At 60.1% G+C, this 18982-nt stretch carries 17 protein-coding genes; 9 read left to right on the top strand and 8 right to left on the bottom strand.

Going from position 1 to position 18982, the window contains the following annotated elements:
• Positions 1-217: 217 nt before the first annotated feature.
• The 5 genes from GVL52_RS14630 to GVL52_RS14610 form a co-directional block, all read right to left on the bottom strand.
• Positions 218-535: a metalloregulator ArsR/SmtB family transcription factor gene (locus GVL52_RS14630; RefSeq protein ID WP_160008295.1), complete on the bottom strand. Its 318-nt coding sequence runs from the start codon at positions 533-535 to the stop codon at positions 218-220.
• Between the two features lie 99 nt (positions 536-634).
• A complete protein-coding gene (locus tag GVL52_RS14625) occupies positions 635-1390 on the bottom strand; it encodes a HugZ family protein (protein WP_160008293.1) in 756 nt (251 codons plus the stop codon).
• Positions 1391-1421: 31 nt separating this feature from the next.
• Positions 1422-2474 (bottom strand): choline ABC transporter ATP-binding protein, encoded by a 1053-nt coding sequence (choV, locus tag GVL52_RS14620; RefSeq protein WP_160008291.1) that lies wholly within the window; start codon positions 2472-2474, stop codon positions 1422-1424.
• The gene (gene choW / locus GVL52_RS14615; protein WP_160008289.1) at positions 2471-3316 is read right to left on the bottom strand and encodes a choline ABC transporter permease subunit; all 846 of its coding nucleotides are present in this window, start codon (positions 3314-3316) and stop codon (positions 2471-2473) included. The genes choV and choW overlap by 4 nt, the downstream gene beginning before the upstream one ends.
• An 81-nt stretch (positions 3317-3397) precedes the next feature.
• Positions 3398-4354: a choline ABC transporter substrate-binding protein gene (locus tag GVL52_RS14610; RefSeq protein WP_160008287.1), complete on the bottom strand. Its 957-nt coding sequence runs from the start codon at positions 4352-4354 to the stop codon at positions 3398-3400.
• A 246-nt stretch (positions 4355-4600) separates the two neighbouring features.
• Between GVL52_RS14610 and GVL52_RS14605 the strand changes: the two genes are divergently transcribed.
• From GVL52_RS14605 to GVL52_RS14595, 3 genes are all read left to right on the top strand, one after another.
• The gene (locus GVL52_RS14605) at positions 4601-5203 is read left to right on the top strand and encodes a thymidine kinase (protein WP_160008285.1); all 603 of its coding nucleotides are present in this window, start codon (positions 4601-4603) and stop codon (positions 5201-5203) included.
• A gap of 88 nt (positions 5204-5291) precedes the next feature.
• Positions 5292-6365: a hypothetical protein gene (locus GVL52_RS14600; RefSeq protein ID WP_160008283.1), complete on the top strand. Its 1074-nt coding sequence runs from the start codon at positions 5292-5294 to the stop codon at positions 6363-6365.
• A 106-nt stretch (positions 6366-6471) separates the two neighbouring features.
• The gene (locus tag GVL52_RS14595; protein WP_160008281.1) at positions 6472-7602 is read left to right on the top strand and encodes a DUF2333 family protein; all 1131 of its coding nucleotides are present in this window, start codon (positions 6472-6474) and stop codon (positions 7600-7602) included.
• 41 nt (positions 7603-7643) lie between these two features.
• Here GVL52_RS14595 and GVL52_RS14590 read toward each other — a convergent pair whose 3' ends face one another.
• Both GVL52_RS14590 and GVL52_RS14585 read right to left on the bottom strand, forming a co-directional pair.
• Positions 7644-8363: a LuxR family transcriptional regulator gene (locus tag GVL52_RS14590; protein ID WP_160008279.1), complete on the bottom strand. Its 720-nt coding sequence runs from the start codon at positions 8361-8363 to the stop codon at positions 7644-7646.
• A 263-nt stretch (positions 8364-8626) separates the two neighbouring features.
• Entirely contained in the window at positions 8627-9139 is a 513-nt protein-coding gene (locus GVL52_RS14585) for a TIGR00645 family protein (protein ID WP_160008277.1), read from the bottom strand.
• Between the two features lie 151 nt (positions 9140-9290).
• Between GVL52_RS14585 and GVL52_RS14580 the strand changes: the two genes are divergently transcribed.
• Positions 9291-10970: a formate--tetrahydrofolate ligase gene (locus tag GVL52_RS14580; RefSeq protein WP_160008275.1), complete on the top strand. Its 1680-nt coding sequence runs from the start codon at positions 9291-9293 to the stop codon at positions 10968-10970.
• A gap of 64 nt (positions 10971-11034) precedes the next feature.
• Here the strand turns inward: GVL52_RS14580 and GVL52_RS14575 are convergent, their stop codons facing one another.
• Positions 11035-11961 carry an extensin family protein gene (locus GVL52_RS14575; RefSeq protein ID WP_160008273.1) on the bottom strand — a complete coding sequence of 309 codons (927 nt, stop codon included), beginning with the start codon at positions 11959-11961 and terminating at the stop codon, positions 11035-11037.
• Positions 11962-12244: 283 nt separating this feature from the next.
• Between GVL52_RS14575 and GVL52_RS14570 the strand changes: the two genes are divergently transcribed.
• The 5 genes from GVL52_RS14570 (at position 12245) to GVL52_RS14550 (ending at position 18787) form a co-directional block, all read left to right on the top strand.
• Complete coding sequence (locus GVL52_RS14570; protein ID WP_306440362.1) at positions 12245-14470, top strand: TonB-dependent hemoglobin/transferrin/lactoferrin family receptor; 2226 nt, start codon at positions 12245-12247, stop codon at positions 14468-14470.
• 254 nt (positions 14471-14724) lie between these two features.
• Positions 14725-16914 carry an anthranilate synthase gene (locus GVL52_RS14565; protein ID WP_160008269.1) on the top strand — a complete coding sequence of 730 codons (2190 nt, stop codon included), beginning with the start codon at positions 14725-14727 and terminating at the stop codon, positions 16912-16914.
• A 151-nt stretch (positions 16915-17065) separates the two neighbouring features.
• Positions 17066-17731 (top strand): TIGR02117 family protein, encoded by a 666-nt coding sequence (locus tag GVL52_RS14560; RefSeq protein ID WP_244619175.1) that lies wholly within the window; start codon positions 17066-17068, stop codon positions 17729-17731.
• Positions 17732-17848: 117 nt separating this feature from the next.
• Positions 17849-18088, top strand: coding sequence for a hypothetical protein (locus GVL52_RS14555; RefSeq protein ID WP_160008267.1), 240 nt, complete (start codon positions 17849-17851; stop codon positions 18086-18088).
• A gap of 12 nt (positions 18089-18100) precedes the next feature.
• Positions 18101-18787, top strand: coding sequence for a DUF2161 domain-containing phosphodiesterase (locus tag GVL52_RS14550; protein ID WP_160008265.1), 687 nt, complete (start codon positions 18101-18103; stop codon positions 18785-18787).
• The last annotated feature ends 195 nt before the right edge of the window (positions 18788-18982 follow it).

The following is an 18982-nucleotide window of genomic DNA, read 5'->3' as shown; positions in this document are numbered from 1 at the left end:
GGATTGACGATTTCTCATCGAGAATTGACGATTGCGGTTTTGCGAGCCCACGTATCGGGCTGAAAGACCGGACGAAGCGCGGCGAGAGCCCTTCAAAGCAAAGCTCGCACATGAAAAAGACCGGCAAATTCTCATTCGCCGGTCGGTCAAAATTAAGTGGTGCTAAAATGAATAGTCGCTCCTCAAGGAGCGGCTCAAATGAATGTGGGGACTGGTATCAGGCTGCAGACTTGGCGCGAACAGGCTCGGCGTAGATCTGTGTCAGTGTTTCGAGGATGCGGATAACCTGGTCGGATGTGCTCGAGTAGTAGATCGTCTGCGCATCGCGACGGGTCTTGACGAGCTTCTGTGCGCGCAGCTTCGAAAGATGCTGGGACAGGGCCGACTGGCTGAGGCCGACTTCGGTGGCCAGAGCGCCAACGGGGATTTCACCCTTGACCAGATTACAGAGAATGAGCAGTCTCTTGGGATTGGCCATGGCGGACAATAATGCAGCTGCAACAGTTGCGTGAGCGGTTAAATCGATTGTGTCCATAATCATCTTCCCATGAGAAACAGATTTCTAAAAACGATGCGCCTGCCTGAAAATGACCGACGGTGAAAAGTAGCAAGACGGGCTCAAGATTGTATATAGCTAAATTTCAGGTATTGAGTATTTCATGTTAGATATATGTGAACAAAGCTCATCGAGTGTCTGCGCAGTGGTATCGAACTCATGCCGCAGCATCAAATCGCCCGAAATCATATCAAAACCAGCGCAATCCACTCCACTTATTCGCCATTTGGGGCCATCTCTACCCTTGAGAGCAACGGCTGTTCGCCTGGCCAGGAGGGGGTCGGAGGCTACTAGATCTCGCACTACCGCCTCGGCGGACGATGCCAAGATTTCGTTGGCAGGTGAGTCTATCAGCAGGTCATTGCCGGTCAGAAGATAGGCCCGTCCGAAGCCGCCGTTGAGGCTGGCATTCTCCGGTATCAAGCGGAAAAATCGAAAATCAGGGAAGTCGATATAGAGCTTGGCCTTGGCATGACGGCTGAGGAAACGGGTCCTTATGCGGGCGTGGACAGGGCTGTCGCGCTCCACCGCTTCGGCACGGCATTGTGTCGTCAGCCGGGCATAGGCCAGCGGATCGCCCTTGCCGGGTTCGCCGGTGAGCAGCGACGCGCGGGCATCGGCATCAAGGGCACGCGTGTGGGCCGAGAGCCCCGATACGAGGATGACGGGGACGCCATCGATATCGGTGCCGAGGAGGACGCGGCTGGCGAAGGGGAAGCCGGTCTGCGGGTCGAGCACCGCGATTGCGGCGTAGCGGGCGGAGCGGAGAAGGATGCGCGCAAGCTTGCGCGCCCCTTCGTCCGTTTCCCTGATGACAGAAGCCTGATCTTTCATGTCCACTTTCTGGCGGAAGCGGAGGACCAGATCAAGCCTGTTCCTTGTTGCGATGCTGGGTCAACCCGGCGACGACATCTTGAGCGGAGATCGTGCCGATGATGGCGCCATTCTCGACCACGCCGATGGTTCCCGGCTGGCGGGAGAGGGCATCGAGGATATCGATCAGCGGGGTCTCGGCCTTGGCAGTGGCAGAAACGCTGGCGCCGATAGCGGCGTCGCCGAGGCCCGCCTGCATCACGTCCTTGGCGGTCAGCATGCTGATCGGGTTCATGTGCTGGACGAAATCCGCGACATACTGGTCGGCCGGGTTCTTGACGATATCCTGCGGCGTGCCGCACTGGATGATGCGGCCGCCTTCCATGATGGCGATGCGATTGCCGATGCGGAAGGCTTCGTCGAGATCGTGGCTGACAAACAGGATGGTTTTCTTCAGGCGGCGCTGGAACTCGAGGAGTTCGTCCTGCAGACGGGTGCGGATCAGTGGATCAAGGGCCGAGAAGGGCTCGTCCATCAGCAAGATCGGGGCGCCGGTGGCAAAGGCGCGGGCGAGGCCGACGCGCTGCTGCATGCCGCCCGAGAGCTCGTTGACCTTGCGGTCGGCCCACTTCGTCAGGTTGACCAGTTCGAGTTGTTCGGCAACGCGCTGCTTGCGCTCAGGCTCCGGCATGCCGGCCAGTTCGAGGCCGAAGCCGACATTGTCGGCGACGGTGCGCCAGGGCAGCAGCGCGAACTGCTGGAACACCATCGAGACGGTGTGCATGCGCAGATCGCGCAGGCCCTTGGCGCTGGTCTTGTAAGGGTTGACCGGGCCGGTCGCGGTGGAAACGGTGACTTCGCCGCGCACGACAGGGGCAAGCCCGTTGACGGCGCGCAGCAGGGTCGATTTTCCGGAGCCGGAGAGGCCCATGAGGACGAGGATTTCGCCTTCCTGGATTTCGAGCGAGGCGTCGGCGACCCCAAGTACGAGGCCGGTTTCGGCGCCGATCTCGTCGCGGGTCTTGCCCTGGTCGGCAAGCGCCAGCGCACGCTCCGGCTTGTCGCCGAAGACGATGCTGACATTATCGAAGCGAACCGCACTCATGCTCCGTCTCCTTCACCCGCCACGCGGAACATTCGGTCGAGGATGATCGCCAGGATGACGATGCAGAGGCCTGCCTCGAAGCCCTTGGCGACGTTGACGGTATTCAGGGCGCGAACCACGGGCACGCCGAGGCCGTCGGCGCCGACGAGGGCGGCGATGACCACCATCGACAGCGACAGCATGATCGTCTGCGTCAGGCCGGCCATGATCTGCGGCATCGCATAGGGAAGCTCGACCTTGCGCAGCACCTGCATCGGCGTGGCGCCGAAGGATTCGGCCGCCTCGACCAGCGAGGGCGGTGTGGAGATGATGCCGAGGCGGGTCAGGCGGATCGGGGCGGGGATCGCGAAGATGACGGTTGCGATCAGGCCGGGGACCATGCCGAGGCCGAAAAGGATAAGCGCTGGAATCAGATAGACGAATGTCGGAATGGTCTGCATCAAGTCGAGAATGGGCCGCAGCACGGAGTTGACCCAGGAGCGGCGGGCGGCGGCAATGCCGAGCGGAATGCCGACGAGCATGCTGACGAAGGTCGAGGCAAGCACCAGCGCCAGCGTCGATGTGGTTTCCTTCCAGTAGCCCTGGTTCATGATGAACAGCAGCCCGAGACAGGTGAAGATTGCCACGACAAAGGAGCGGCGCAGGAGATAGGCGATCGCGGTGATGCCGAGGATGACGATCAGCGGATGCGGCTTCTGCAGGATGAAAAGGATCCCGTCGATGACGTGCGACAGGACGAAGGCGAGCTGGTTGAAGAACCAGTCGGCATTTGTGGTGAGCCAATCCACGAAGGCTTTCGCCCAGGGACCGATGGGGATTTTAAAGTCGGTGATCCAGTTCAAGGGCGTGCCTATCCAGAAAGAACAACAACAGGAGCGACGATAGCGAGTGCGGGGCGGCCAAGGCCACCCCGCTGTTCGTTATCAGAGGCCGAGGCTTTTCTTGACGGCAGCAAGGCCGTCACCGGAGCCGTCGAGCGTCTTGACGCCGGCCAGCCACGGTTCGATTGCCGTCGGATTGGCCTTCAGCCATTCCGTTGCAGCCTTTTCAGGCTCTTCGCCGTCGTTCAGGATCTTGCCCATGATCTGGTTTTCCATCGGCAGAGAGAAAACCATGTTCTTGAGCATGGTGCCGACGTTCGGGCAATCGGCGGTATAGCCTGCACGGACGTTGGTGAACACCTTGGCGCCGCCGAAGTCAGGACCGAAAACATCGTCGCCACCGGTGAGATAGGTGAGCTTGAAGTTCTCGTTCATCGGATGCGGTGCCCAGCCGAGGAAGACGACGGCCTTGCCGGCCTTTTCGGCGCGGGCGACCTGCGCCAGCATGCCCTGCTCGGAGGATTCAACCACCTCCATGCCCTTCATGCCGAAGGTGTCCTTCTCGATCAGGTCCATGACGAGGCGGTTGCCGTCATTGCCCGGCTCGATGCCGTAGATCTTGCCGTCAAGGTCTTCCTTGTGGGCGGCAATATCCTTGAAGTCCTTGATACCGAGTTCAGCGCCCTTGGCGTTGGTCGCCAATGTGTATTTCGCGCCTGTCAGGTTGGGGCCGAAGGATTCCACCGACTTGTCGTCGATGAACGGACGAACGTCCTTTTCCTGCGTCGGCATCCAGTTACCAAGGAAGATGTCGATGTCCTTGTTCTTCAGCGACTGGTAGGTGACCGGTACGGAGAGAACCTTGACGTCGGGGGTGTAGCCGAGACCCTTGAGGATCACGGATGCGGTGGCTGTGGTGGCGGTAATGTCCGTCCAGCCAACGTCCGACAACCGGACCGCGGAGCAGCTGGCGGGATCTGCAGAAAATGCGGCGGTTGCGACAGAGAGAGCGGCAACTGCAGTGGCAGTGATCAGTTTGAATGCGCTTGTCGTTTTCATTTATTGACTCCCAGTCTTACGTTCCCAAGCCAATCACCAATAGCGGAGTTTTACAAGCGACCTCATTGCGTTTGCGCCGCATTGCGGTATCCGATTGCGACGTGCAGCATTTTAAGCGAATGCTTGGATTTCCTGGGTTTTCTCAGGTTTTTGAAGGGATTTGTCGGGAATTTTCTGTGATTAACGAAATGCGGGGCTTTTCTTCGCTCTTTCGAGCTCCCAAGAAGCAGAAATAGGGAGAAAGCGATGGCAAAGCTCTATTTCAACTACTCGACGATGAATGCCGGCAAATCGACGATGCTGTTGCAGGCCGCCTATAATTACGAAGAACGCGGCATGCGCGCGCTGCTTTTGATAGCGGCCTTCGACGAGCGCGCGGGCAAGGGCATCATCGGTTCGCGCATCGGGCTCCAGGCCAGTGCGGTCGCCTTCGAGCAGGAGGCCGATCTGCTGGCGTTGATTACCGAGCTCAGCGGTTCCGGCGAGCCGATTGCCTGCATCTTCGTCGATGAGGCACACTTCATGACGCGCCAGCATGTCTGGCAGCTGGCCCGCGTGGTCGATCGCCTCAACATCCCCGTCATGGTCTACGGGTTGAGAACGGATTTCCAGGGCAAGCTGTTTCCGGCCTCGCAGGAACTAATGGCGATTGCCGACGAGATGCGGGAAGTCCGCACCATCTGCCATTGCGGCCGCAAGGCGACGATGGTGGTGCGGCTCGACGCCGGCGGCAATGTTGCAAGGGAAGGGGCGCAGATCGAGGTTGGCGGCAACGAGAAATATGTTTCGCTGTGCCGGCGTCATTGGGATGACGCGATGAACGGCGAATGGACTGCGGAACGCGCCTAGCGCTGGGGGCGTATCTCATGCATTGCAGCTGTTTTCTTTGTCGAAACGAAAGGCTAGTTTGAGGCCATTCGATTCCCGGGGAAGTTCGGTGCGCAAGCCTGTCTCGTTTGACACCATAATCAATGCCGCCGGCGTCCTGGCTGAAGAGCTGCCGACGCGGGTGTCTGCCTGTGTCGAATTCATCGGTGCGTTCGCGCGAAGCCCCGCTGACATCGGAGACGAGCGCTTTCTGGTCGAAAACGAGCGCTTTCAGAGTGCTGCGGCGGATGCCGGCAATCTGGCCGACCTGCTTGCCGAACTGGTTGCCAACCTCGATCTGATGACCGTCAGGGTTTCCGCGGATCTGGACAGTTTTCGCGGGCTGACGGCAACGGAGCGGTTTATCGGACATTTTTCGCGCCAGCGGATGTGGCGTCGCCACAGCAGCCGGGTCCGGGCGGCGCCCGTCGTCGAGCGGTTGCGCGACCTGATGGACAAGTCCGATCGACTTGCCGGGTTGATCTCACGCTACCGAACGGTTTCGCTGTCGGCTCACAAGCGCGCGGAGCGGCAACTCGTCGATATCGTCGAGCGCCGCCGCAGGCTGGTGGATCAGGTCGATATCGCCCGTATCCGCATCAAGGAGCTCAATGCCAAGGCGCTGACGACGCAGGGCCGGATCGGCGTCTACGGCAGCAAGGCCGAATGGGAGCGGATGGAGCAGGAGCGCCAGGCGCTGAAAGCGCAGGCAAACGAGGTTTCCGGCCAGGAGCACGAATTGCGCGACGAAAGCCAGCGCAGGGAGCGCTTCATCGGCATCTTCCAACTGCTGGTGGATTGCCTCAACGCTCAGGTTGGCAAATGCAACACGCTGATGCGCAAGCTGATGATCGACACGGAAGAGCGGCTGCTGATCTATCAGGCGCAGGTCGATACCGACATTCCGGGCTCGAAAGTCCAGATCTCGTCGGAACTGTTTCCCAATATCGCCGATGCGATTGTTCTGTTCGAACGCGAGATGCTGCTGCCGCAGGAGATCGAGCACCGCAAGCGTGCCGCGGATGCGCAGTTCGGCGAAAGGTTTGCGGCCTTTGCACCTTCATCGGAAGACGAGGCAGGAGCGCCGCTGATCGACACGACGAAAATCTCGTCGCGACTGCGGTTGCGGATGTTACGTCCATAACATCGGCTGAAGAAACAATAATATCAGCATGATGTTGCCGTTTGGCAGCCGAGCACATATCTGATGGCTGATTGTATACTCGCCTCTTGCCGCATGGGAGCAGATGATGCTTGACGGAATCTCCGGTTTTTTCAGATCGATCGGCCGGACGATTGGTCGTTGGGCACGGCTTTTCGTCGCATGGGCCTTCTGGCCGTTCATGGCGGCGCGCGGCTGGTATGTGCAGCGCAGCTGGATGGTGCGGCTGCCGGTACTCGGTTTTCTGGCGCTGATGGTGGCGCTCTACGGCTACTTCTTCTGGCAGACGCAAGCGTGGACGGGCTTCAATCCTTCCTTTGTCGATCAATACCGGCTTGCCGAGCGCAAGGTTCCTGCCGGACAGGAACTGCCGGTCGCCGAAGGGGCTGCTGCACCGGCTGCCAAAGTATGCCAGCGCTCGGCGATCGTCGATGTGACCGCCGATCTCACCGACTTCAACGTCAACCAGAATGCGTGGATTTCCTCCATGCTGCTGTATCGCCTCGGCTTTTTCGGGATCGACTGGGATCACACGCCTTTCCTCGACAACAAGGCTTCCTTCCAGCGTGGCGTGAACCAGGCCGTGCGCCGTACCGCCGTCGAACTGGTCGATTCACTTGGCCGCGTGCGCGGCACGTCGGGCATCAACAACGACCTGCAGAAGGCGCGCGGCAACCTGCAGTTCGACGAGTATAGCTGGTATTTCGGGCTCGATCCGTTCGGTCCGAAGACACCGACGCCGAGCTACTATCGCTCGGCGATCGAAAGCCTTCGCAAGTTCAACACCGACCTTGCCAGCTGCAACGCCGTATTCGACAGCCGCGCCGACAACCTGATCCAGTTCATCGACCGTATCGCCAACGATCTCGGCAGCACCTCCGACATGCTGGCGGAACGGTCCGCGAACCACGCCCGCGGCTGGTTCGACACGCGTGCGGATGATCGCTTCTGGTTCGCCTACGGCCAGCTTTACGGCTATTATGCCATCCTCGCTGCAGCCCAGTCGGACTTTTCGCGGGTCGTGGCGGAGCGCAATCTCGGAGCGCTTTACGGCGCCACCAATGCACAGTTCCAGTCGGCCTTGCGGATCCAGCCAGCGATCATCTCGAATGGGCGCGAGGATGGCTGGATCATGCCGAGCCATCTGGCGACCATGGGCTTCTACATGTTGAGAGTGCGCTCGAACCTGGTGGAAATGCGCGCCGTGCTGGGCCGCTAGGGCGGTTCGGCTGGCAGGTCTGTTGGACCGCCTGGCGTCCGTCAGGCGATCAGCTTGTAGCGGATCGCCTTGGCGACCAGCTGGGTGCGGTTGACGCAATCCAGCTTCTTTATGGCGCTGGTCATATAGGCGTTCACGGTGTGGTCAGACAGTGACAGGATCTGGCCGATCTCGATCGAGGTCTTGCCCTGCGATGTCCAGCGCACGACTTCGCGCTCACGCGCAGACAAAGGCGGGTACTCGGTGGTTTTGGACGATTTCACCAGATTGAAGGCGTCCAGTGCATGCAGCATGACCATGGTCAGCTCGTTGATCTCGGTTGGTCCGAGCGGTGCGCGGGTGCCTGCGAACCAGAAGAGCAGCCGGTGTCCGTCGGCGGCGTGGACAGGAAGGGCAACACCGACTTGCATGCCGAAGGTTCTTTGCAATTCCTGCAGCTCGGCGGGAAACACACTGCCCTTGTCGCTGAGGTTCCACGTTCTCGGTATGACCGAGCTTGAAACGCCGCTGGAGAATAGCGGCAGCTGCATGAAACGCGCACGATCGAACTGGTTCACATAGGCTGTCGGAAGATTGGTTTCGATCAGCAGGGACTTGATCAGGAAACTTTCGGCGGTCGGGGCATCCATCAGCGTGGCGTGCTTGAAGCCGAATGCCTCGGCGGAGCGGATCAGCGCCTGAGCAAAAGCCGCCCTGGTCTTTACCGCAGTCATCTCGGCCGTCAGTACGGACTGTCTTTCCGAGGTAGTTACGTAAGACATCAACGAGTCCCTGTCTGCCTACATTTCGGATGATAAGATATCGTCTCTGATATATTTGCTAGTGACAATTGTTGCGACGCACAGTGATTAAATTACGGTGTTATAATTTAATCACAAAATATCCCCGCTGAGTTGTTTTCAAGCGGTTTCGAAATCAACCGATGGGCGACGGCCTGCTGCTTTGTTGCGCAGGCCGCAACGATATAAGGCAATGGCTGTCTACGGTAGGTTGCGGAGGCCTGTGCAGGCGAATCATCGTTGCTCTAGATCTTCGACGTATCCTTGGTCTTCTTCATCAGTTGTTCGAGAAAGCCGAGCATGACGGCGGAGACGACAAAAGCGAGATGCATCGCTGTGAGCCACATGATCTTGCCATCCGTGAACCGGTCGGAATTCAGGAAGACCTGCAGCAGGTGGATGGAGGAGATGGCGACGATCGAGGAGGCAACCTTGATCTTCAGGCTGCCAGCGTCGAGCTTGCCGATGAAGGAGACATCGGCCTCGGTTTCGTCGAAGCGACTGACGAAATTCTCATAGCCCGAGATCATCACCATGACGACCAGGCTGGCAACCAGTGCCGCGTCTATCAGGCCGAGCATGGCAAGGATCATCTCGCCCTCGTCATAGGTGAAGACGTTGATCGTGACCTTGTAGAACTTGTAGCCGAAGGACACGGCATAGACGGCGAGCGACATGGCGAGGCCGAGATAGAAGACGACAAGGAGCCACCGGCTGGAAAGGATGATGCGCTCGACGATGAGCTCGAGTGATTTCATGGCTTGTCCCCGCGAATGCTTGATCAATGGATCGGTGATAGAGGCAGGGCCGGTCTGCGCGCAACTGCCGGGGTGGCAAACTTTCGGTATATTTCGCGACTCCATTGAAATAAATGTGGCGACGAGTGGACGAAAAGAGGCTGAGAGCGGCATGACCGAGTATAAGACCGACATCGAAATTGCGCGTGCCGCAACGAAAAAGCCGATCTATGAGATCGGCGACAAGCTCGGCATTCCTGCTTCGCAACTGTCTCCCTATGGGCATGACAAGGCGAAGATCAGCGCCGAGTTCACCGCCGGGCTATCGCACAGGCCAGACGGCAAGCTCATTCTCGTCACCGCCATCAACCCGACGCCAGCCGGCGAGGGCAAGACGACGACGACGGTGGGGCTCGGAGACGGCCTCAACCGGATCGGACAGAAGGCCGTGATCTGCGTGCGCGAGCCTTCGCTCGGCCCATGCTTCGGCATCAAGGGCGGGGCTGCTGGCGGCGGCTATGCGCAGGTGGTGCCGATGGAGGACATCAACCTCCACTTCACCGGCGATTTTCATGCGATCACCTCGGCGCACAATCTGCTGGCGGCGATGATCGACAATCATATCTACTGGGGCAATGCGCTGGATATCGACGTGCGCCGCGTCAGCTGGCGCCGCGCCATGGATATGAACGACCGGGCGCTGCGCGAGATCGTCGCTTCGCTCGGCGGCGTCTCCAACGGGTTTCCGCGCGAGGGCGGGTTCGACATCACGGTCGCGTCGGAGGTGATGGCGATCCTCTGCCTGGCCTCCGATCTCGAAGACCTCGAAGAGCGGCTCGGTAACATCATCATCGGCTACCGTTTCGACAAGACGCCGGTGTTTGCCCGCGATCTCAAGGCCGATGGCGCCATGGCGGTGCTTTTGAAAGATGCGATGCAGCCGAACCTGGTGCAGACGCTGGAGAACAATCCGGCGCTTGTGCATGGCGGGCCGTTTGCCAATATCGCCCATGGCTGCAACTCGGTGATCGCCACCAAGACGGCGTTGAAGCTTGCCGATTACGTGGTGACGGAAGCCGGCTTCGGGGCCGATCTCGGGGCGGAGAAATTCTTCGACATCAAATGCCGCAAGGCCGGGCTGAAGCCGGATGCCGCGGTGATCGTCGCGACGGTGCGTGCGCTGAAGATGAACGGCGGCGTCGCCAAGGGCGAACTCGGCCGCGAGGACGTCGCGGCATTGACACGCGGCTGCGCCAATCTCGGGCGGCATGTTGCCAATGTGCGCAAATTCGGCGTGCCGGTTGTCGTTGCCATCAACCACTTCGTCTCGGACACCGATGCGGAAGTGCAGGCGGTGAAGGACTACGTGGCGCATCTCGGCGCCGAGGCCATCTTGTGCCGGCACTGGGCGGAAGGCTCTGCCGGTATCGAGGAGCTCTCCAGGAAAGTGGTGGAGATGGCGCAGTCGGGTGCGGCCAAATTCGCGCCGATCTATGCCGATACCATGCCGCTGATGCAGAAGATCGAAGAGGTTGCGGCGCAGATCTACCACGCCGGCGAGGTGACGGCGACCAAAGCGGTGCGCGACCAATTGAAGATCTGGGAAGAGCAGGGCTACGGCCACCTGCCGGTCTGCATCGCCAAGACGCAGTATTCGTTCTCGACCGATCCGAACCTGCGCGGGGCGCCTGAGGGCCATATCGTCTCGGTGCGCGAAGTGCGGCTGTCGGCCGGCGCCGGCTTCGTCGTCGTCATCACCGGCGAGATCATGACCATGCCCGGCCTGCCGAAATCACCCGCTGCCGAGCGGATCCATCTCAATGAGCAGGGTTCTATAGAGGGGCTGTTCTAGGGGGCGGAAGTTGATTCAGCGCGTTCAGAACCTGATTCCGCGACTGGTGACAACGCACTGAAAATCAATGGCAATATCGGTATCCGCCCTTGCGTTCGAGGACATCGAGGTGGAAGTGGGTTTCGTGGGCGGCGTCGCTTTCGGGGTCCAGTACGGTGGTGAAATAGAGGCAGCCGGCTGCGCTGACGGTGCGCTGGAAGGCGCCGACCAAGGTCGAATCCTCGCGCCTCGGCTTGACCGATATGTCCTCACCCTTCTCGAAGCTGAAGCTGGCGATATCGACCGCGTTGCCGCGGGCATGCTCGGAGATCTTGCCGGTTTCGGCGCTGTTGCGCAGCCGGCAGATATAGGAGGAGGCCTGGTTGATGGTGGTGATCCTGCCCTGATCCTTCGCTGCGATCGCGGCGGCCGGAATGACGGTGCCCTGCATCCAGCGGGCCAGCGCCAGCGCGACCGGACAACGGAAAACCGCATCCGGCTTCAGCTTGATACCGGGAAGCGCCTCGGTGACCTTGATCGGCTTGTCGATGCCGCAGCCATTGCCGTCATTGATGCGGGAGAGATCGGTGAAGACAACGCCGAGGCTTTGAAGTTCCTTGACGCATTCGGAGTGATCGGCATCGCTTTCCGGCTCGATGGTCAGGTGCTGGGCCTCGAGTGTCTGCTTCGAGGGCAGGTTCGGTCCCTGCATCTGCGGTTTGGCCGTGTCTGTTTCCTTGTCCTTGTCCTTGTCCTTGCCCTTGTCCAGGTCGGTGTCTGGCTTGTCTTTGGGTGCATCGGCCGGCTCAGCCTTTGCATCCGGGGCGGTGTCCGACGCCGGTTTGGGCTGCGGCTTCGGCGCGACATCGACGTTTGCGGGGTCGGTTACCTGTTGCTCGGCGGGCTTCACCTCCGGCTTCGGACCGGTTTCCGGCAACGCTGCGCCGGTCAGTATGGTCAGGCAGGCAAGCACTGTCGCGACTTGAGAAATCTTCCGCACGCATCCATCCATCGTTTCATTCCAGCGGAAGGACAACGTATGGGAGCAGATTTCGTTGCAATTTCGCAACGTTGATCGTCATCGTCAAAACATGACTAAATAAATCATGATATCTCGCGCAGATATATTGACAACCACACTCATGTTTTTTATGCGGCAGGAAGAAGGCGGAATTTTTCGCCGTGACGCCTAGCCAGCCCCTCCAAACGCAGATGCGTGAAGACCAGCCAGCCCGGTACATTTTTCACATGAGGGGTTGTTTATGGTTATCCGATATTGGCGTTCGGCGCTTCTGGTGAGCGCTGCTTTTATTGCCTGGCCTGTTGCACAGGCGTATTCGCAGAGTGCACCAGCCACAACGACTGCCGCGGCGGCAGCTGATGATGGCGGCACGACGCTGCAGAAAATCGTCGTCAAGGGCAAGCGCGTGATGAATGCCGGGGATGTTGCAAACACGCCGCTTGCAACGGAGACCAGCGAGGCCACGCTGGAAGCAAAACAGGTCCGGAGCATCGAAGATTTTGGTCGAGCGATCGATCCGGGTGTGAATTTCAACCGCTCGACCAACAGCGTCAATATTCGCGGCCTTGAGGGTAATCGTGTTGCAACGCTGGTCGATGGTATCCCGCTGACCTATTTTAGAGACGGCGCGCGTGGAACGAGTGGTGGGACGGACAGCTTTGACTTCTTCTCGCTGACGACGGTTGATGTGGTGAAAGGCGCCGACTCCAGCCGTATTGGCGGCGGTGCGATGGGTGGTGCGCTTCTGTTGCGTACGCTCGAGCCTGCTGACCTGATCGGGGAAGGTAAGGACTGGGGCGGCAAGGTCGGAACTGGTTATGACAGTACCGATAACAGCTGGTTCAACGGCGCAGCCGTGGCCAAGCGTGTCGAGAACACCTCGATCATGTTCCTTGGCAGCTACAAGAAGGGCCATGAACGCGAGAACCAGGGCACCGTCGACACCTACGGCGCGACCCGCACGAAGGCAAATCCTGCGGATTACGACCAGTACAACATGCTGTTCAAGTTGCGCCAGGAAACGGATTCCGGCCACACGTTCGGATTTACCGCAGAGCGCTTTCGCTTCGACAAGGATACCGACCTGATGCAGGGTCAAACGCCGACGGGCAACTACCGTCCCGGCAACTATTCCTCCGGCGAGCTCAACGAACGTACCCGCGTTTCTCTCGATTACGAATATGAGGCTCCGAGCACTGACGGATTGATCGATGCCGCGCAGGCGACGTTCTACTGGCAGAAGCAGGAGCGGATGCTCAGCACCGATGCCTATCGCTATACCAGTGTGCCGGGCGTGTACCTGCGCCAAAACAGCATGGATGAATCCGGCTTCGGCTTCAACGGCTACATCGACAGCGGCTTCAAAACCGGAATGGTCGATCACGTCCTCACACTCGGAGCGACTGCGTTCATCTCGCAAGCGGGCCAGTATTCTGCGGGCGTCGATTCCTGCCCGGCGTCGGCACCTTATACCGGGCTCTATGCAGCTTGCTCCAACCTCCACACCAACCAGTCGGACATGCCCGACGTGGATAGCAAGGATTTGAGCATTTTCGTCCAAGACCGCATGACGCTGGGCGACAGCGGATTTTCGCTGACGCCGGGCCTTCGCTTCGATTGGTATGATCGTAATCCGCAGGATACACCCGCTTACACTGATAGTCCGCTGGGGCCGTCCATGCCGCGCGGATCTCAGGATAGCGCACTCTCGCCCAAGCTCTTGGCGGAATACGAACTCAGCGATAACGTCACTCTCTTTGCGCAATGGGCAATGGCGTTCCGTGCGCCCACGACAAACGAGTTGTACCTCACCTACGGCGGCGTCGGCACTTACCTGACGGTCGGAAATCCTGACCTTGAGCCCGAGACCAGCAACGGTTTCGATGTCGGTGCACGCTTCGGCGATGAGGACCTGGGTGGCTCCGTCAGCCTGTTCTACAATCGCTATCGCAACTTCATCGACACGCGTGCCCTTACCACCGCTGAAGCAATGGCCATCGGTTACGACCCGGCCGACTATGGTAACAATGTCAGCGGTTATCAGAACGTGGCTCGTGCGCAGATCTCGGGTGTGGAGATTGGTGCCCACCAGCAGTTCGCCAATGGCTTCAATGTCCGCGCTGGCCTTGCCTATACCCGCGGCATGAACCTGATTACGAACAAGGAGCTCAACTCCGTCGCGCCGCTTAAGGGAACAATTGGTCTCGGCTACGCTGCGGAACAATGGGGCGTCGATGCCCTGTTTACAGCCGTTGCCGGCGTGTCGGACAAATCGACCGCAACCTTCAAGGCCCCAGGCTACGGCATCGTTGATCTGACGGCATGGTGGGAGCCGGAACAGATGAAGGGTCTGCGCATCAACGCTGGCGTCTACAATGTGTTTGACCGAACCTATTTCGACGCATTGAATCTGAAGACGACAACGGTGTCTGCAGCAACGCGCGACTACTATTCCGAGCCAGGCCGCACGTTCAAGATCTCGCTGAACCAGCGGTTCTGATCCAAAATCAGCGAAAGGGCGGCCAGGTGCCGCCCTTTTTCATTCCCGCATTAGCCTCTTGCGCTCATCCTCATCTCACGCTAACAATTCCGCCCATGAACATGTCCTTGAACATCGCAATCTGGTGGTGGGCTCGCTAAAGCGGCCTCGACCAATCGTGTTTAAAGACGACGATGAGCCGCCCGGAGAAAACCAGGCGGCTTTTTTTGTTTTCAAGGCTGCCTGTCATCCGGGCCCGATAACGGAGTGGAACAATGGTAACGATCCTGCGGGATGACGGAGCTGAGATATACGAGACCAAGGGTGGCATCACGGTCACCCGGCAGCGCCGGGCAATCCCCTATGGCGATGCGGTCTCGTCCTACATCGACAAGCTCGACGAGCGCCGCGGCGCGGTGTTTTCGTCGAACTACGAATATCCGGGCCGCTACACCCGCTGGGATACCGCTGTCGTCGATCCGCCGCTCGGGATTTCCTGCAATGGCCGCGATGTCTGGATCGACGCCTATAACGAGCGCGGCGAGGTGATCCTCGGCTTCGTCATCGAGCGCCTGAAGACGATTTCCGATCTGGTGCTCGGCGCTTCGACACCGCGGCGGCTCGATCTGACCGTGAAGACGCCGGAGCGCGCCTTTACCGAGGAGGAGCGTTCGAAGATCCCGACGGTGTTCACGGTGTTGCGCGCCGTCACCGATCTGTTCTATTCGCAGGCCGATGCCAGCCTCGGGCTCTACGGTGCCTTCGGCTACGATCTGGCCTTCCAGTTCGATGCGATCAATCTGAAGCTGGTGCGCCCCGCCGATCAGCGCGACATGGTGCTCTATCTCCCGGACGAGATCCTTGTGGTCGACAATTATTCGGCCAAGGCCTGGATCGACCGCTACGATTTTGAGAAGGGCGGGATGACCACCGAAGGCAAGGCGGGGGATATTCCGGCCGAACCGTTCCAGCGCACCGACACCATTCCGCCGAAGAGCGATCACCGCCCCGGCGAATATGCCGAACTGGTGACCAAGGCCAAGGAAAGCTTCCGCAAGGGCGACCTGTTCGAGGTGGTGCCCGGGCAGAAGTTCATGGAGCGCTGCGACAGCAAGCCGTCGGATATTTCCAAGCGGCTGAAGGCGATCAACCCGTCGCCCTATTCGTTCTTCATCAACCTCGGCAACCAGGAATATCTGGTCGGCGCGTCGCCGGAGATGTTCGTGCGCGTCTCCGGTCGCCGGATCGAGACCTGCCCGATCTCGGGCACGATCAAGCGTGGCGAAGACCCGATTGCCGATAGCGAGCAGATCTTGAAGCTGCTGAACTCGAAGAAGGACGAGTCGGAGCTGACCATGTGCTCCGACGTCGACCGCAACGACAAGAGCCGCGTCTGCGAGCCCGGCTCGGTGAAGGTCATCGGTCGCCGACAGATCGAGATGTATTCGCGCCTCATCCACACGGTCGATCATATCGAGGGCCGCCTTCGCGACGACATGGATGCGTTCGACGGGTTCCTCAGCCACGCCTGGGCGGTCACTGTCACCGGTGCGCCGAAGCTGTGGGCGATGCGCTTCATCGAGGGCCATGAGAAGAGCCCGCGCGCATGGTATGGCGGGGCGATCGGCATGGTCGGCTTCAATGGCGACATGAACACCGGACTGACGCTTCGCACCGTGCGGATCAAGGACGGGATTGCCGAGGTCAGGGCAGGGGCGACGCTGCTCAACGACAGCATTCCCGATGAAGAAGAAGCCGAAACCGAACTGAAGGCGTCTGCCATGCTTTCCGCCATTCGCGATGCCAAGGCCGGAAATTCCGGCAAGGCAAGCCGCGACGTCGCTGCCGTCGGCAAGGGCGTCAAGATCCTGCTGGTCGATCACGAAGACAGTTTCGTGCACACGCTGGCCAATTATTTCCGCCAGACGGGGGCGACGGTTTCGACCGTTCGCTCGCCAGTGGCCGAGGAGATCTTCGATCGGCTCGATCCGGATCTGGTCGTGCTGTCGCCGGGGCCTGGCAATCCGAAGGATTTCGATTGCAAGGCGACGATCAAGAAGGCGCGGGCGCGCAACCTGCCGATCTTCGGCGTCTGCCTCGGTCTGCAGGCGCTCGCGGAAGCCTATGGCGGCGAACTCCGGCAACTGGCGGTGCCGATGCATGGCAAACCGTCGCGCATCCGCGTGCTGGAGCCCGGCCTGGTGTTTTCAGGTCTCGGCAAGGAGATAACGGTCGGCCGCTATCACTCGATCTTTGCCGATCCTTCGACGCTGCCGCGCGAGTTCATCATCACGGCGGAAAGCGATGACGGCACGATCATGGGTATCGAACATGCCAAGGAGCCGATCGCCGCGGTGCAGTTCCATCCGGAATCGATCATGACGCTCGGTGGCGATGCCGGCATGCGGATGATCGAGAATGTGGTGGCACATCTGGCCCGCAAGGCCAGCACCAAGGCGGCCTGAGGCTGATTGGCCTGGGGCTGGTTGGCTGAAAGGTTTCTCTTCTCCCCACCGGGGAGAAGAGGTCCGTGGGCGCTTTGCGCGACGAGCCGCTTGAGGGGAAGCGAAAGCCCCTTGCCGGAGGATTGGAGCGCGTAACGTCGTGGTCTTGAAAGTGATCAAAGCTATCGCAGGGGCCATTCTGCTCGTCGCTGCGATCGTCATCGCCGGCATCGTCGTGCCGCGACCTTTGTGGCGCTCCGATGCTGCTGATAGCGGAACGACAGCCTACCGGTTTCTGGTGCTCAGCAACCCTATTCACACCGACCTCGCTTTGCCTATCGATGCGGAGACGCTTGCCCGCTTCGCATTCCTGCGCGATGCCGGGCTCGATATCGACAATCCGAATGTGCGCTACATCGTGATCGGCTGGGGCGGGCGCTCGTTCTACACCGAGACGCCGACATGGGCAGATCTGAAGCCGATGCCGGTCCTGAAGAGCTTTACGCTCGACAGTTCGGTGATGCATGTCGGGCTGGCCGGCGATATTCCGCTCGATCATCCGGCCGTGAAGCCGATCAGCGTCAGCAGCGAAGGCCGCGAGCGGTTGATGGGCTTTGTCGAGGGCAGCTTTTCAGGCGCGGCGGGCAAGCCGGTAGCGCTCGGGATATCCTATGGCGAGGATGACGCGTTCTTCGAGGCCGATGGCTATTTCAACGCGCTGGTCGGCTGCAATACGTGGACGGCGGCGGCGCTACGGCAGGCGGGGTTGACGACCGGATGGTGGACGGCATTGCCGCCGATGCTGACGCTTTCACTGCGTCTGCATGGTGAGACGTAAGATTCCGGTGCGATTATGGGCTGCCTTGGTGGCTTCTGGCGGAGCGGTGCAGAGTTCGGTTGACTTCTTGGTGCAAATCAGAACGTTTCAGGAACGATCAATTCGGGAATGCCGCTCGTGTCCAATGGTGAAAAGTTTATCGTGATCCCTTACCGCAAGAACCGCGGCAATCTGGTTCCCGGCGAAATGCGCCAGGCATCGAACCCGATCAGCGCGGAAAAGATCGCGACCTCGATGTCGGAGCGCTTTATCGGCGTTGCCGCCTATGCCGTGATGGTGGACGAGGAAACCGGGGATATGTCGTCGCCGCGGCTGCTGGCGAAATTCGGCGAGATTGCCGAACTCAATCCGACCTGAGCCGTCGTTTTCATGGAGACGTCGCTTTATCTGCCGGTCAAAGCCTTTCTGGAGGCGGCGGGCTTTGTCGTCAAGGGTGAGATCGGCAGCTGCGATGTCGTGGGCCTCAGTGACGGCGATCCGCCCGTGGTGGTGGTCTGCGAACTGAAGCTGTCGTTCAATCTCGAGCTTATCCTGCAGGCGGTCGATCGGGCGGCGATCTGCGACGAGGTGTGGATCGCGGCGCGCGTTTCGGCCAAGGGGCGGGGACGAGAGTCTGACAAGCGCTATCGCGATCTCTGCCGGCGGATGGGCATCGGCATGCTCGGCGTTGCCGATAGCGGCGAAGTCAGCGTCATCGTCAGTGCCGTGTCGCCGATGCCGCGCACCAATCCCAAGCGCCGGACGCGGCTGGTGAAGGAACACAAACGGCGCCAAGGCGATCCTGTTCTCGGCGGCGGCTCACGGGCGCCGATCATGACGGCCTACCGACAACAGGCGCTGGCCTGCGCGGCGCTGCTCGCCCAAGGGCTGGTGCGGCCGCGCGACATGAAGACGGTGGCGCCGCAGGCGGGCAGGATCATGCTCGACAATGTCTATGGCTGGTTCGAGCGGCAGGGCAAGGGTGTCTATGCGTTGAACGAAGCGGGCGAGGCGGCCCTGCTGCGCTGGCCGCAGACGGTGGTGGTTGCTGGCGATGTGGGTGAGAGCGGGGAGTAGGCGCGCGGCTACTTCGACCGCGGGCGAGTTGGTTTCCTGATCATGCCGAAGTCGGGAAAGCGCTGCGCTTTGCGTTTAAATTTGCTGACCACAGGCATTCGGGCCGGTTTCGGCCCTTACGGACATTGATGCCCCTCCACGCGCGTCCACTGGACGTCACCATAAACCCGCGTTAAAGCGCAGTATTTTACAGGG

This window comes from Rhizobium sp. 18055 (assembly GCF_902706285.1).
Lineage (GTDB): Bacteria > Pseudomonadota > Alphaproteobacteria > Rhizobiales > Rhizobiaceae > Rhizobium.
The sequence above is the reverse complement of the archived record's forward strand: the minus strand, read 5'-3'. Positions and strand labels throughout refer to the sequence as shown.

Bases quoted from the DNA above. Each gene is read 5' to 3' on its own strand.
- GVL52_RS14585 (WP_160008277.1), bottom strand. From the start codon at position 9,139: ATGAAATCACTCGAGCTCATCGTCGAGCGCATCATCCTTTCCAGCCGG.
- GVL52_RS14580 (WP_160008275.1), top strand. From the start codon at position 9,291: ATGACCGAGTATAAGACCGACATCGAAATTGCGCGTGCCGCAACGAAA.
- GVL52_RS14550 (WP_160008265.1), top strand. From the start codon at position 18,101: ATGGAGACGTCGCTTTATCTGCCGGTCAAAGCCTTTCTGGAGGCGGCG.
- GVL52_RS14605 (WP_160008285.1), top strand. From the start codon at position 4,601: ATGGCAAAGCTCTATTTCAACTACTCGACGATGAATGCCGGCAAATCG.
- GVL52_RS14590 (WP_160008279.1), bottom strand. From the start codon at position 8,363: ATGTCTTACGTAACTACCTCGGAAAGACAGTCCGTACTGACGGCCGAG.
- GVL52_RS14625 (WP_160008293.1), bottom strand. From the start codon at position 1,390: ATGAAAGATCAGGCTTCTGTCATCAGGGAAACGGACGAAGGGGCGCGC.
- GVL52_RS14610 (WP_160008287.1), bottom strand. From the start codon at position 4,354: ATGAAAACGACAAGCGCATTCAAACTGATCACTGCCACTGCAGTTGCC.
- GVL52_RS14565 (WP_160008269.1), top strand. From the start codon at position 14,725: ATGGTAACGATCCTGCGGGATGACGGAGCTGAGATATACGAGACCAAG.
- choV (WP_160008291.1), bottom strand. From the start codon at position 2,474: ATGAGTGCGGTTCGCTTCGATAATGTCAGCATCGTCTTCGGCGACAAG.
- GVL52_RS14575 (WP_160008273.1), bottom strand. From the start codon at position 11,961: ATGGATGGATGCGTGCGGAAGATTTCTCAAGTCGCGACAGTGCTTGCC.
- GVL52_RS14595 (WP_160008281.1), top strand. From the start codon at position 6,472: ATGCTTGACGGAATCTCCGGTTTTTTCAGATCGATCGGCCGGACGATT.
- GVL52_RS14630 (WP_160008295.1), bottom strand. From the start codon at position 535: ATGGACACAATCGATTTAACCGCTCACGCAACTGTTGCAGCTGCATTA.